Origin of the sequence: Candidatus Rhodoluna planktonica (genome assembly GCF_001854225.1) — a bacterium.
GTDB classification, from domain to species: Bacteria; Actinomycetota; Actinomycetes; order Actinomycetales; family Microbacteriaceae; genus Rhodoluna; species Rhodoluna planktonica.
The window spans coordinates 1275540-1291865 of sequence record NZ_CP015208.1 but is presented as its reverse complement, the minus strand read 5'-3'; the positions used below and the strand labels follow the sequence as shown (position 1 = coordinate 1291865).

Below are 16326 nucleotides of genomic sequence, written 5' to 3'. Positions count from 1 at the left end.
TTTGTAATTATTTTCGATTGTTAGCCTCAAATTGCCCCCGGGTTTGCTTTGCCATGCCCGAAAATACAGGGATTTCGCCGGCGAGAGAGGAGTGAGTTTTGATAGCAGCGGCTAAGCAATTCTCGCGTCCACTTTCGCGCAAAATTTTCATGGGTGTTGTGGCTTTTGTTTTGTCGCTGCTGACCGTGTTTTTGGGTTCGCAGCAGCAGGCCAACGCGTACATCATCCAAGCTCGCGCCGACTACAACGTCTGGTTGGCTGCCGGTGGTGGCACCCAGCAGGGGTGGGTGCGCTGTGATGACGGCTATGTTGTCACCAGCGTTCAGGTCACTCGCACAACCGGAATTGTCTCCGGCGGAATTATCAATGGTTTGAGTTTTACCTGTTCGCAATTGAAGAGCGACCTTACCGGCTTCACCGGTCTAACCCAGCCCAGAAGTGTTTTCGGTACGGGAGCTAACACCTCCGCCTGCCCAGCCGGATATGTCGCGGATGGTCTAAACGGTTACCAGCAGCCCTACGGTTTTCAATTTGACCTGGGCGTCAAGTGTGAACAGCTTGGTGGCTCGGGAGTCAGCGACCCAAACCAGGCTTACGGCTCAACTAAAAACAGAACGTTTAGCTGCCCAGCTGGCTACTGGCTAACCGGTATGGCAGTTGCCTCGGGCGGTGGTGTCGACAAGATCACTCACGAAAGCTGTGTTCAATACCGGTATAACCTCTACACACCAAACTCGGTAACTGTTTCAACTGTTTCAAACTCGACCACGAAACTTTCGGTCAGCTGGAATAACCCAGACTCGGCAACTTCATCGAACACCGTCCTGGTGCGAAACAGTGCCGGCACTACAGTTCAGACCATCAATAATGCTCGCAGCCCGCTAACCATTAGCAATCTGACCGGCGGCACCACCTACAGCATTTTGGTTCAAGCTAAGGGTGACGGGGTTACCTATGGTGACTCGACCTGGTCGACACCGGTGAGCGGAACTCCGATTGCTCAAATGCTGCGCATTCAGACGCGCGGTATTGCCTCGATTGCCGGCACTCCTTGGGCGCAGCAGCCAATAATTCAAGCAATTGGCCCCGATGACCAGGTTGCCAATGTGACCGTGCCGGTAACCGCAACCCTTACCGGAGGCCCAGTGCTCACCGGAACCAAGGTGGTTAACACGTCGGCAGGTCGGGCAACCTACACCGATTTGAACTGGACCGGCCCAGCAGTTGGTGGAATTTACACACTCACTTACTCTTCGCCCGGATATCAAAGCGTTTCACATCGCGTCTATCTGAAGAACATTCCGGCCAACATCAACGTCACCACCGGTGCCACCAGCAACGAGTGTGGCATCGACAACGGTTATGTTTACGCGATTGGTGCCAACGTCAGCTGTGTAATCAACAACGCTGAAGTAAATGCTGAACTGAATGATTTCGATGTTTTGATGCAAACCTCTTCGGGTTCGGTGAGCATCAATGCGCCAATTACTAGCGCTGCAACAAGTTCACACAGCCTCACTATCGATTCGGGTTTCTCTGCATCAATCGCAAGCAGCATTCAGCTAGGAACCTTGGGTGAGACCCTCACAGTCAAAGCGAAGCAATACATTGTCACTGCGACCAATATTCGACTGATTACCAACAAAGGTCGACAAATTTACTGGGCCGACACCGATGCTGCAACCGCGCTGGGCGGCTATTTCTTGCTGCACTCTTCATCGGAAATCAATACCGCTAACGGAGTTGCGCTGCCCACAAACAAAGCTCAGACTCAAGCAATCAGTGATGGTGGCGACGTGATTATTGCCGGTGGTGTGGCAGATTCGAGCGGCGAATTACCGGCAGGTTATGCCACCTCAAACACCACAACCTGGGGTGTGCACTTGGCGCCTGCATCAAAGATCTACTCGGGTGGTGGCGACATCACAATTCGTGGTCGCTCGATTGCCGGAACCTCGACCTGGCATGCCGCTGTTGGTATCCGCGACAACGTAGAAATCAACTCCGGTCCGGGAAAGATCTACATAGAGGGTGACGCAGCCTCGACAACTGCTTCTTACGCTTCTGGCATCCAGTTCAACTACGCCTCATATAACACTCGCACCAGCATCACATCAGCAAGCAACGATGTGACTGCCATCAACCTGATTGGTCGAGGTAGCCCAAATGCTGCCGGTATCGACAATTACTATTCGGGCAGCAGCGGAACCGACATCACTGTTCAGTCTTTGGGTTCAGGCGCTATTAACCTGACTGGTTCGACCACCAACCTTGGTTGGTATGGCCTCGACTTAAACAGCTTCGACATTCTTTCTGCCGGCGGCAAAATCACACTAAACGGCGGCGCTGCCGGTGTGGCCCTTAGCCGCTGGTATTACGCGGGTATTGGTCGAGTGGTTATTGGTGACTGTGATCAAAACGACTGTGGCACTCAGAACTTTGGTTACACCGCAACCCCAACTGCCGCCGACATTGACATTTTTGGCGACAAACTCTACTTCTACGGCGACAACTCAAAGCTTCGTATTTCAACCACCGGTAACTTACGCATTTTGCCGGTGAGCGCAAACAAACTTTTCACCAGTACCATCGACCTTTTTGCTACCTTCCCAAGAACGCTTGCCAGTTTCACTCTCGGCTACGACCTTGGCCAGGGTGCTCAAGCGCAGATGTTCCGCTTCCGCGGCAACATCAATTCGGTTGGAAATATTGAGGCTTATGCCCAGAACATCGATGTAATTGCTGACCTTCGCACCACCGGTGAGGGTTCGGGAATTAAGCTCAAAACTGCCGGTTACATCTACGTTTACCCCAACGAAACCCTTCGCACCAACTATGGTCCCATAACGCTCTGGGCCGATTCCGATCAGGCAACCCAACTGGGCGGAATGGTGGTTTTGAACAGCGGAAACGTGCTGAACTCGGCTAACGGCACTTCGGTGCCGACCAGCACAGCCGCTGTGGTTGCTGCGAACAACCCGAACGGCGACATCACGATTGGTGGTGGCTCTAACGCGGGCGATGTGCCGCTTGGTTATGCCCAGGGCTGGAACAACTGGTGGGGTGCGCGAGTAGGTATTGCCAACACGATTTACTCGGGTGGCGGCGACATCACTATTCGCGGTCGTCAGCAAAACGGCGTTAGTGCATCCTGGCGAGGTGGCGTTTCAATCGGCGCGCAGTCGAGGGTAAATGCCGGTGCGGGCCGCATCGTTATTGAAGGTGACTCAACCTATAACAACGCCTACAACTACTACGATAACTATGCCTATGGCGCAGGTGTCGAACTTGGTCATGCCGATGACATGAGCCAGGCAACCGGAACCTGGATTACCGCAGCCGGCGGTTCGGCCAACGAACCAGCGATCACCATTAACGGCAACGGCGGTATGCACGAAAACGGTATTGCAACCTATTACACCAACTCGCAAGATGATGTGGTTGTCGAGGCGCTTGGTGCCGGTGGTGTCAGCCTGACTGGAAACAGCAGTCACGTCACTAACGACTACTGGCAGGGTATCGACATCGGTGGCGCATCGATTTTGTCGAAGAGCGGCGACATCACACTAAACGGTGGTGTCAACGGTATTCGCCTAAGCAGTTGGCAAAGCACGGTTTCGTCAACCTATTTTGGCGCTTGTGCCACTGGTACCTGTGAGGGAACCGACAGTGCCAACACATCGAATGCGAACATAAAATTTGTCACTGGCCGACTAACTACTCGCGGCAACAACATTTACCAGCAGTTCAAGACCACCGGTACTTTTGAAATTTTGCCTTTTGCCTCAAACAACTTGTTCACCAACACAGTTGATTTTTATGCCGATGTAACCGGCCCGGTTGCTTCGGCGCAAATCGGTAAAAATGTTGGCGCCACCGCCATGGTGCAGTCGGTTTACGTGCGAGCCGCAATTAGCAGCGTTGACGACATCGAAATCAACGGTTCCTACGTGGTAACCAATGGCAACCTAGCCACCACCGGTGCAAACGGGGACATTCGAATTCGTTCAAACGGTAACCAAGACATTTATTCACCGAACATCAGCACAGCTGGCGGCAATATCGTGTTCTGGGCCGACACCGACGCTGCAACCGGTTTGGGCGGTCGCGTTTATTTTGGTGGCGGTCAGGTTATTAAGTCGACCGCAGCCGCAGTGCCAACCACTGCCACCACTACTGCTTCGCAAACCGGTGGTGGCGACATCATCGTTGCCGGTGGCGCTGCCCAGACAGATAACCCCAATCTTCCGGCCGGTGACTCTTACGGTTCAGGTACGCACGGTATTTTCTTGGGTTACGATGCCACCTTCTATTCAGCCGGTGGCGATGTGACAATGCGCGGCCGGGCCAGCAACGGAGGTTGGGCTGCCGGTGTGACTATGGGTTACGGCGTTCAGATCAACTCTGGCCCTGGGCAGGTATTTATCGAGGGTGATGCCACTGCTGGTCAGTCTTACTATCAGCCGGGTATCCAGTTGCACTACGGTAGCAACGGCGGAAATAACCTGCGCATTCGTTCGGCTTCGAACACTCACCCGGCGATCACCCTAATTGGTGAAGCCAACAATTACTCGTCAGGTATAGAAAGTTATTACGCTGACAGCGCCGATGACACCTTGATTGAAGCGATGGGTGTCGGTGGAATTACTATGACCGGGCGCACCAACAGCGCTGGCTACTTTGGTCTGAACATTGACGGTGTCGGCGTGCTTTCGCGCAGCGGAAAAATCACTCTGGACGCCGGTCAGTTCGGTATGGCTCCCGGTTATGAAACTCATACCAACACCTACCCTTACGGTGTTGGCCCAAATACTTTCGGCGACTGCCGCCCAAGTAGCGCGTTGAACGGTTTCAACTGTTCGTCGGCTTTCAACTTCAGCGGCACCCAGCGTTCGAGTGCATCGGTTGAAATCATCACCGGCCGATTCAACGTAAACAATGGTGGCAGCACGCTGCTAAGTAACAGCGCCTATGTTGTTTTCAACACCGACGGTCATGTCAAGTTCATTCCAACTGCGGCAAACGGATTGTTCACCGGAACTCTAGACATTTTTGCCAACACCGATTTGCAGGCAGCTGCTTCAGGCTATGTGCCTGCTCGCCTGGCAAGTTTCATCGTTGGAACCGATAAAGGTGAAGCTGTAAACGCTCAAATTGTGCGCTTGCGCGGAAACCTTCAAACCACCGGACCGGTCGAGGTATATGCCGACGACTTGCAGGTTTATGGCCAAGTAAGAGTATTTGGTGAAAATAACGACATTCTTTACAAATCGTCGGGCAGCATTTACATCGGCACCTATGCCCACCAAACCACCGATTTGGGCGATGTCATTATCTGGTCGAACAGCGATAACGGCACCACAACGGGTCGAATCACAGTTGACAACTACACCAACATCAACACCTTTGATGGGGTTGCCGGCAGCAATACTCAAACCGGTGGCGGTGACATTATCATCGCCGGTGGTGCCGGAGCGAATGGCGTTCCAACTGGGGCCGCAGTTTCCTTGAACACTGGTAACCACGGTGTTTCGATTGGAAGTTCTGCACATTCGGCCACGTATTACACCGGTGGCGGCGATTTGATTGTTCGCGGTTTCTATCACCACCCATCTAGCATCTGGGGCGGAACCGCAATTTATCCGGGGCTTACCGCGCGCACCGGTGCCGGAAAGATTTACCTTGAAGGTAAGGCAACCGGTGTTGGTCGCGGTATGGAAATGTCGTGGGGTGCAAACGGAAACATCAACCTAGTTTCAGCTGCCGGAAATTCAACTTCGGATGATGCAATCACCGTGGTCACCAGTACGGCTAACTCGGCCGATACTGGCTTGCTCGCTCAGTACTGGGCAACCACGCCAGCCAACCTGTTGGTCCAGGCGATTGGTGAAGGTGGAATCCACTTCGAGGCAACTGCCCCAGCTAACGGTAGCCGTTACGCCATGGAACTAAACGGCCTTGCCCTGCTTTCAGCCAAGGGAGACATCACGGTGGACGGAGGTGTCAGCGGAATCCGTTTTGGTAACTTCACTTATTACGGTGAGCGCCAATCTATTTTTGGTTTCTGCGGCACAACAACTTGTGGCGGAAATAGCTTGGTCAATGGCAGTTCAACCGCGAAAATTACGTTTGTTGGCGACCGCATCATTTCACCTGCCTCAGGTTCAAACCTGAACCTTAACACTTCCGCAGCGGTTGTAATTGAGCCGAAGAGCGACAGTTTCGCTGCGGCTACCAGCTTAAATGCGGTTACCTCATCAATTGCGAGTTTGCGCCTTGGTAAAGACAACAACTTGGCAACCGTGCCGGTTACTTTAGCCGGAAGCTACAGCGTTGTTGGTGACATTGAAGCGCACGGTCTCGATGTTTACTCTTCCGGTACCATCATGTCGACCGGCACCGGTGCGCAGTCGAACAAGGGTATTTTGCTCAAGGCTCGCCGCTCGGTGTTCATTAACTCAATTTCTTACTACCGCACTAACGGCAACCCAATTACCTTCTGGTCCGACTCGGATGAAAACCTAGAGGGTGCTATTGCGATTGCGAATGGCACCCAGTTGTGCAGCAACTTTGCTGCGGTAAACCCAACCGCTTGTGAAACCACCGGTGGTGGCGACATCACTTTGGGTGGTGGCGCAGCTGACACCGGCACCAAGCAGTATCGCCCAGCCGGTTACGCTACCGGTTCGGGAACCGTGAACCCTTCTGGTCACATGTCGGCCACCACATCGGGAGCAGTTCCGCTTAGCGGTGTTGGCTTGGGTTACACCAGCGGGTCTTACACCGCGACCAAACTTCTGAGCTCAGGTGGAGACATTGTGGTTCGCGGTCAAACCACGGCTTCAACGCCGGGTGCTGGTCAATTTGCTTTTGGCGTGGTGACCATCGCGGGTTACCCAGGCTACACCTCTGAGATCAACTCAAACGGTGGCGAAATTTTGATTTCTGGTAAGTCGCGATGCGCCACATTGGGCAGCGCGGCGCTTTGCACGCCTCTACAGTTGGGTGCCTGGTCGGGCGGTAACACAACTGGTTCAGCAATAACCAGCACCAATGCCGGTGACGATGCAATTCGTCTCGAGGCAATAATTGCCGATGGCACCACCGGCAATGATGGTTTCCGCGCCCTCGATTATGGCAACATCACCTCATCCGGCGACCTAACTATTACCGCCAGCTCAATCAACATGCCTGCCCCAGTGCGCGTTAGCGTTGCCGGTGATCTAACCATCGAACCGGTGAGTGCCAGCTTCATTGCTCCGGTCAACCTGAACTCGGCATGGAGCATTCTGGCGCCAATCCCGCAGTCAATCACTATCGGTAAATCAGGCGGCGGCGACGGCGCTGCACAAAATAGCGCGGCACTAACTTTGGGCCGTGGCCTAACCGCGAAAGACTTCATCAAGATTTATGCCGGCAACATTGAACTTTCGTCTGGCAACTTTGAAACCACCACCGCAGGCGCGCCAATCTTGATTAAGGGCACCGGCTTTGTGCGCACGAACGATGCGACTGCGGCTGCATTCAAAACTTTCAGAACCAACGACGGCGATATCACGTTGTGGGCCGACGCCGAAAACAATGGCAGCGGGCACATTCGAGTTGGTTACTACAACGGTTTCTATTCAACCGGTGGCCATGTAACTATTGCCGGTGGTGCCGACGATGGCGGCACTTCGGCCGGTATCACTTCATCTATCGCAGTTGCTAATGATGGCCGACCAGACGGCTATTCGCGCGCCGAAAATGGAAACACTTCAGTCTGGACTCCAGGAAACTATCTTGGCCCTCGCACCACAATTCAAACTGCAGGTGGTGACATTTTTGTAGCTGGTCGCGGTTCACAAAATGCTTCGACCTCGCAGGCTGAGCAGGGCGTTATTGGTTACAACATTCAGTTTGATTCTGGTGTTGGCAAGATTGGCGTATTCGGTAAAACCAGCTCAACTGCATATGGCTGGGCCTATGGAGTTTTCTTCAATATTTTCTCAGCAGATAGTTTTATCAACCAGCTAACCTCGGCAAACACTTCGGCTGATGCCATCACAATTGTTGGTGATTCTGGGGCAAGCACCCAAGCGCGCGCTGCCGGAATTTTGACCTACTATCCAAAGGCTGGCACAACTGCCGAGACCGGTGTTCGAATTGCGGCAACTGGTAACGGTGGCGGAATTAAACTCGTGGGCATTGGCGGCAGTGCGCCAACCGCGGGAGCCGAAATTGGTGCCGGAGTTGAACTAAACCACACCGACATTTTGGCTAAGAGTGGCCCAATCGTTATTGAGGGCAGCACCACCAACTCGACTAAGGCTGGCATTGCCACCTCGATGCTAAACAACGGCTGGGTAACCATCGGCGCCAAGGCGGGCGTCACAGTAAATGGTGTTGATCTAAGTGTGAGTGAATCTGATGTCACTCTTTCGGCAGACATCATTCAGCAGGCGGTTGCCTATAAGGCCGCGATTAACACCAAGGGTGATGTGTTAATTCAGCCGCTAACGCAGAGTTTCGTGCCTTCGTATAACACCGGTGGTTTGAGTGTTGCCAGCACAGCGAGCTCGCTGACCATTGGTAAAGATGGCAACACTGGTGGAATTTCGATTGACACCGCGATTCAAGTTGGCACTGTAACCCTCAAGGGTGGTGTGGTTAATGTCGCACAAAACATCTTGACTAACTCGATTGTTCCGCGGGCTGGTCCTATTTCGATAACAGCGACAAGTGCATTGACTCTCAATGCAAATCTCACAACCGCGCTCGATTCAGACATTCTGATTTCGACCGACACCCTGACCTTGAGTTCAACCGCAACTCTATTGGTCAATGTTCCTTCGACCGGTGCAGCAAATGCCATCGGTGCGATTGAAATTTCAAACTTTAGCGCCAACCGTGGTATTCGTGTTGGTGCTACCGCCAGCGGTTTCTTGTCAGTAGCCGCCGGCGAACTATCTCGCTTGCAATCGAAGTTCTTGCGAATCGGTTCGGCTAATGCCGGTGCGATTGTGGTCAACGCTGACATCGCTCGAAACACCACTTCTGGTTCACCGGCACGAGACACTTTGAAGCTAATTACCGGTTCAACCGTTGGTAGCACCGGGGCTCTCAGTGTGACCAACTTGGCTGTTCAGGCCACCGGAACAATTACGCTGAACAACCAAAACACCGTTTCTAACTTGGCTCTAAATTCAGCAGCTACCGGCAACACCGCTGTTGTTTACGTGGCCAAAATTGGCACCCCGCTTTATAAGCCAACAACTGTGGATGGTGTCTCGCCAACCTATGGTGTGGCCACCCAATTCACTCTTGAAAACACACCAACCGATTCAAGTTTCAACGCAATCCAGAACGCGATTCTGACTCCAAACCCAGCTATTTCTCTGCGCGATGCCTACGGTATAAAACTTGAAACCGCTAACTTCTGGGCTAATAAATATCAGGCCACGGTCGCTGCAAAATCAGTTGATGCTAGACTCGCCGGAACCCTAACCAAAGAAACTTTTGCCGCCGCCAGCACCTTCAACGACACCAAGTTTGTCACCGGCACCGGTGATCAAAAACTAGTTGTTTCGATTGCCCCAATTGCAGCTTCGGGTGCACCAGAACTGCTTACCGCATCGCAAGAAACCGGAATTTACAAGGTTGCTAGCCCAGACCCAACCAGTATTCGAGTTAGCTGGCCAATGCTTACCACCAAGGCTGGCACCCCATTTGGTTCAGGCACGGTTAGCCCAGTAACCTTGCCAACCGTCACTCTTTACGATGTTGGTGGCAACAAGGTTTCAGCTGGAGATTATCGGACCGCAACTGTTACTGCCGAGTTGGTTTCGGGAGTCGGTGTCGGTGGTGAGATTGTCGCTGGTGCCACTGAAACCGCGTCAGATGCGGTCGCCGTATTCGACCAACTTGCCTTGGGCGGAAAAGTTGGTGAAAGCTACTCGGTTCGTTTCAGCGTTTTGGTTACCCCAAGCGATGGCGGAGCTCAGCGCACCTTGACCGCAACCGTAAACGGTGTTTCGATCACTGCTGGTGAACCTTACAAGATCCACCTAACCCGCGAACCGGTGAACATTATTGCCGGTCAGGCGTTCAGCCCGGCTGCCAAGTTTGAAATTCAAGACCGCTGGGGCAACCTCGTTATCGATGTCACCGATGGCGCCCAGGCGGTAAATCTCTCGCTGGTCGACGCGACCAACACAGCTAATGTGCTTGCCGCTAACACGGCCAGCGTCACATCGGCTAACGGTGTGGGCATCATTGACAACCCGAACTTCACCTTGGCCGGCACACACAAGATGCGCCTCAGTTCAGGTTCGCTGCAGAGTGAGATTTCTGAGTCGTTTAGCGTTGTGGCAGCGAACCCTGCCAAAGCAGTTTGGGTTGATGGAGATACTGTCGCCGGTGGCGTAAGCCGAGTTGCGTTGAGCAACCAGCCGCAGGTTGAAATTCAAGACCAGTATGGAAACCGAGCGCTAACCGATAACTCAACTACGGTGACCCTAACCGCAGTTGCTGAAGACGCCCAAGTTGGCCAGGTCAATGTCATTTCGAACAACGTTTTGAAAGTAGCTTCGGGACGGGCAATTTTCACTGATTTGACCGTTGGTGCGCGAGCCGCCGACTACCGATTGAGTATTTCGTCTGCCAGCAACAGCAATGGCTTCACGGTCACCCCGACCGCCACAAAGTCGAATGTTTTCAGCATCGTCAATGGCCCTTCAGCCTCGCTTGAAATTGGCCGAAATGCAGCGGTTGCCAAGGCTGGTAAGGCCTTCAGCACAGCGCCAATTATCCGCGTTCTTGACGCTGATGGCAGCCTGGTGTTAGACAGCACCGAGAACGTAAAGCTCACCGCAACTGGCTTCAATACCGTAGGCACGACAACAGTAAATGTGGTCAATGGTGTCGCTGATTTCACCAATAGCGGTGTTGGTATTTCGGGTGTTGAGGGTGCTGCCACTTTGCGGTTCTCGCTATTAGATGGCGCAACGGCAACCGGAACTTTTGTAAACCAGTCGATTAATTTGGGCAACGGTGACCCGTTCAAACTATTTGTTGCCTCGCAACCAAACTCATCGGTTGTTGCCGGTGTCAACCTAAACACTCAAACTGTTCAGGTTCAGGATGAGTGGGGCAACCTAGTTGACGATGTCGCGGTTGCGATTATGCCTTATCTGGTGAATGCGACCACCGGTGCTGAGGTTGATGCCAGTGCTCGCACCACACGTAACACCTCGGCTGGCCAAGTTGTTTACAACCAAGGCGACTCAACTGGCCTTAAGTGGACTAAGGCGGGGAACTACCGAGTTGCCTACAAGGCTGCCTCATTGGCAGGAGCAAACCAGGTTGCTACTTCGTCGGCGTTCTCAATTGTGCCCGGTGCAGCAGCAAAACTGTCCTGGACTACGCAGCCGAGCAGCCAGGTGAACAACCGTGCAGTTTTCGCCACGGCCCCGGTACTAACCGTTCAAGACCAATACGGCAACCGTCTCACCAACGACAACACCACTGTTGCAACAGTTACGGTAAATGCCGATTCTGCTAACGCCAACGCCGGCGTTACCGCGGGGGCATCGGTTGGCCTAACCCGCACCGCGGTTGGTGGTTTGATCACCTTCAGCACCATGGCTCCGGCCGGTAAAGCTACCACCGGTTATTACCTCACTGCATCTTCAGGTTCGCTAACTGCACCGGGCAATTCATCCTCGTTTGAGATCAAACCAGGATCTGCCACCGCGATTACGGTTAGCCCAAGCTCGATTAGTGCCCAAGCTGGCGTTGCTTTGGGCTCGGCGGTCACCGTTTCGGTTCGCGACGTGGATGGCAACGTGGTCACCTCTGTTGGCTCGATATCTGCCTCCGCTTCGGTGGCTAGCCCACTTTCGATGACCGGTCTTTCTGGTGGCGCAACCACAGCTAGTGCTTCGGTATCGAGCGGTGTAGCGACCTTCGCTTCGGGTAGCTTCGGTGTTGGTGGTGCAACTGGCGACCACAACATCAGCTATCGAATTACGGTTGGTAACCAAACTTTCTTCACTAACCAAACCATTACTTTGACCCCTGGTTTGCCAAGTCGAATCGCCGTGGTCACACAGCCAGAAAACGTTGTCTCAAATCAGTTCTTTGCGTCTGACAAGAAACCTGCGGCTAGCGTTGTCGACGCTTATGGCAACGTAATCGCCAACTCAACCGCATCGATTAGAGCTGAGTTGGCCACCACTTCTGGCAGTGTGATTGGCTCTGTTGCCGCCAAAGATCAAGCCACGGCAAACGGAATCGCCACCTTCGCCGGTGCAACCGATTTGAAGTTTGTCACCGTTGGCAACTACAAGTTGCGCTTTAGTTATGTGTCAGCCGCTGGGGACAATAGCTCAGTCAGCGAAGCCCTGTCGAACACCTTCGCGGTTACCTCGGCACAGCCTGCGCAGGTTGCGTTCACCGTTGACCCAACCGATGTTAAATCGCGTGCTGCTTTCGCCAGTGCTCCAGTTTTGCAAGTTCAAGATGCCAGTGGCAACCCGGTAACCGGCTCAACCGCGACCACGGTAACCCTCGAAGCTGTGCCGACTGACCCAAACAACACCAGCCCGATCTACATCACTGGAAACACCGCAACTTCCGCCGGTGGTTTGATTACTTTTAGTAGCCTGCGCGTCGGTGCCAAAGTTGGCGAATACAAGCTACGGGTAGCTTCAATTAGCAATGCCAACACCGACTTGGACATGACCGGTGGTCAAGAGTCAGCAGCCTTCGACATCGATTTCGGCTCAGTTGCCGGCCTTGCGATTACAACTTCTGCGGGCACTGGAAGCGGCGTAAGTGCAACCACCGCAGTGAAAGCCGGCATCACTTTTGATCGCCAGCCAGTGGTCGCGATTGTCGACGCGGATGGCAACACCGTAACCAGTTCGACCGCGAGTGTGGTTGCCGCAATCTCGTCTCCTGCTTCGCTGACGGTTGCCTCTCAATTGCAGTCGACTACAGTTGCGGCCACTGCCGGTGTGGTCAATTTTGCCGGTCTTCGCGCATCGGGAGTATCGGGTAGCTATGACCTAACCTTTACTCTGGTTGGCAACAATGCGATTACCGCAACTCAAACTGCACTTGATTTGCAGGGTGGATCGGCCACCAAGTTAGCTGTGACAACTCAGCCGCAGGCAACGGTTACAGCTGGTGCAACCATGAGCTCGGTACGGGTAACCCTTCAAGACGCTTGGGGTAATACCGCGACCGAGGCTACCAACGGCATCACTGCAACGTTGGTTGACTCGTCTACCGGGGCCATTTTGCAGTCTGGTGGTAATGCCGTTTCGGCAGTTGCAGGCGTCGCAACTTTCAGTGAGCTGGCTTTCACAAAGTCAGGCTCGGTCAAGATTTTGTTCACCGGTACTGGCCTAACTTCAGCAACCACAAACGTGTTTACCATCAACCCAGCAGCGGTTTACCAGCTGGGTTGGATCGTTGACCCAGGTGCCGCGCTAGTCAACACCGAATTAAGGTCTGGCGCGGAGATTTCGGTTGATCCGGTGCTTGAGATGCTTGATGTTTATGGCAACCGTGTCACCGCCGATCAATACGATGTGACCTTGCAGGCAGTGTTGACTGATGCAAACGGCGACCCAACCAGCACCACAATTTCGGCTGCCGTAGGTGGCACAGAGCGTAGCACCGCGGGTGTTGTCACCTTTAGCAATCTGGTTTTTGAAGCCCCAGCAGGAACCTACCGACTCAAGGTGTCGGGCTTTACCAAAGTGACCCTTGCTCGCTCGCTGTTTAGAATCACAACCTTCAGCTCAACACCAGATGTCACGGCAAACTCAGACCCGTCTTCACCGTTTGTGTTCACCTATGGAGCGGCCGACCACGTTAGCATCGATGGCGGTTTGGCAGCTGGAGCCGCTGCGGGCCAACCTTTCACCTCCATGCCAATCGCCACTGTTCGCGATGCGGCCGATAACGTGGTGCAGAGTTTTACCGGATCAATTCAGGTTTCAGCAGTCGGTGCGACGCTGACTGGTAACACAATCTGTGAGATTAAGTCAGATGACTTTGGCATCGCCGACTTTGACGAAGCCGACTGTGCCGCAAGCTACGCGGCAAACATGGCTTTGGCCGGCAAGGCTGGCACCGTAACTTTGAACTACCGGGTGGTTGGTAATTCGGCTATCACTGCCGCAACCCAGAACATCACACTGGCTGCAGGCGCGCCGACCAAGATCGCCATCATCGACCAGCCAACTAACATCGTGGCCGGCACTAACTTCGCCACCGCAGCTACTACCCAGGTGCAGGATGCCTTCGGCAACCTGGTTACTTCTGGCGTCTACACCACTTCAGTTAAGCGCGTAATTGTTGACACTGTTGCCGGTACCGAAGATGCGTCGCAGGCGGCAGTTAACAACACCACCGGCTCACACAGCTGGTCGAACGCCGGCACTGACCAGGCCGGCACTTATCGCATCCGCTTTGTGGGTACAGCCACCCCAACGGCTGGCGGTTCGGCCGCTAACCTGACCGCGGTTGAGTCAGACATCTTTGAGATTTCGCCCGCCGCTGCAAACAAGTTGGTGTTCAAGAATCTTGCTGCCTCGGTTGCCGCTCGCACCAATTTTGCCACCGCGCCGGTAGTTCAAATTCAGGATGAGTTTGGCAATCTAGTTCGCGACGACAACACCGTGACCGGGCTGACCATTGTTGGTGTGGCCGCCGATGGCAGCACTTTGGTTGACGGAAATGCTGCCGGCAACTTTATTAGCGGCAATACCGCAACAGCTATCGGCGGTGAGTTTAGGTTCAGTAACCTCAAGCTAGGTGCTGCTACAGCAAGCGGTTATAGGTTGAAGATCGCTTCGGTTACCCAATCTCAGGGCAGCAACATTGATGCCAGCGCACTGTCAAGCGCTTTTGCCATAACTTACGGTTCGCCGGCAAAACTTGAGCTGACCACCTCAGCCGCCGGTGCCGCAGCTGGCAAGCCATTTACTACTTCGCCAAAGGTTACCGTTCAAGACCTTGATGGCAACACCGTAATTTCTGACGCGTTGCAGGTTGAACTAACCAGCGCCGATGCCGAAGTCTTCAACACCGCAACGATTACCACCGCAAACGGTATTGCTGATTTTGCAACCGCTACCAACAAAGTTGGTTTGAAGGGTTCAGCCGGAGCTAAGACGTTGCGTTACAGCTTGGTGAGCGACAAGACAATTTATGTTGAGCAGACTGCCTTGTCACTTACTGCCGGTGATGCCAGCAAGCTAACCGTGACCTCACAGCCGGCAGATATTTTGGCCGGTGAGCAGTTTGGTACCACCGTAAAGGTGAAGGTAACCGATGAGTGGAACAACCCGGTCACTAGCGCCAATACTTTGACAGCATCTTTGGTTGATGCGATTTCGCGTGGCGACATTGCTTCATCGGGCATCACCGGAGCGATCGCAACCGCCGACGCGGTAACCGGTATTGCTGAATTTGGCAGCCTCACGTTTACCAAGGCGACAAACGCAAGAATCAAATTTGTTACCGGTTCACTGGTTGCCTATTCTGATGCGTTTGTGATTTCGGCGAATGTGCCGCATCACCTAACTTTCAGCACCCAACCACAGCCCGAGGCTGTCAGCCGTGTCACTATGACAACCGCACCTGTAGTCGAACTTCGCGACCAGTATGAAAACCTAGTTTCGACCGGCTACAGCGCAACGGTAACTTTGGGCACCAACGGTTCGGGTAACGCGGTCAAGTCGATCACAAACGCAACCCGTGCGGCAATTGCGGGCAAGGCTACTTTCACCAACCTTGCCGTGGGTGCATCGGTTGGCAACTACCGCTTCAACATCGCTTCAGTTGCGGTCACCAGAAACTCTGATTCTTCGGCTGTGACGCTAAACAGCAGTGCCGCTGAATCTGATGAATTTAGAATCACCTCGGGTGTTGCCGCAAAGCTAACTTTGGTTACCCCTGCTGCCACCGCTAAGTCTGGTGCCGAGTTTGTTACCCAGCCGGTTCTTGAAATCCAAGACGAGGATGGCAACCGGGTGACTGCCGGCGATGCCGCAACTGCAACTATCACTGTTGCTGCCACCGGCGCAGATCTCACTCCGGTTAGCACCACCCTGAGCGCTGTCGCTGGTGTTGCCTCTTATCAGGGGGTAAGTGCACCGAAACTTGCCCTCACCGGTTTGGTTGGCAGCAAGACCATCACCTATTCGGCAACCTTTGGTGCAGCGGGTAATGTGACAACCTTCACGACTTCGCAAACTATCGATTTGGTCGCAGGTACGGCAACCAAGTTGGGCTTCCGAAGTGCGACTGGCGGTACTGTTCAGCCCGGTA

The 16326-nt window shown here is 53.7% G+C and carries 1 protein-coding gene (cut by a window edge); it reads left to right on the top strand.

The window, feature by feature from the left end:
• Positions 1-98 precede the first annotated feature (98 nt).
• Positions 99-16326, top strand: partial view of a GLEYA domain-containing protein gene (locus tag A4Z71_RS06275; RefSeq protein ID WP_070955045.1) — the 5' end (the start) only. The gene runs 16613 nt beyond the window's last position; 16228 of the gene's 32841 nt are visible here — the first part of the coding sequence; it begins with the start codon at positions 99-101; the stop codon falls past the right edge of the window.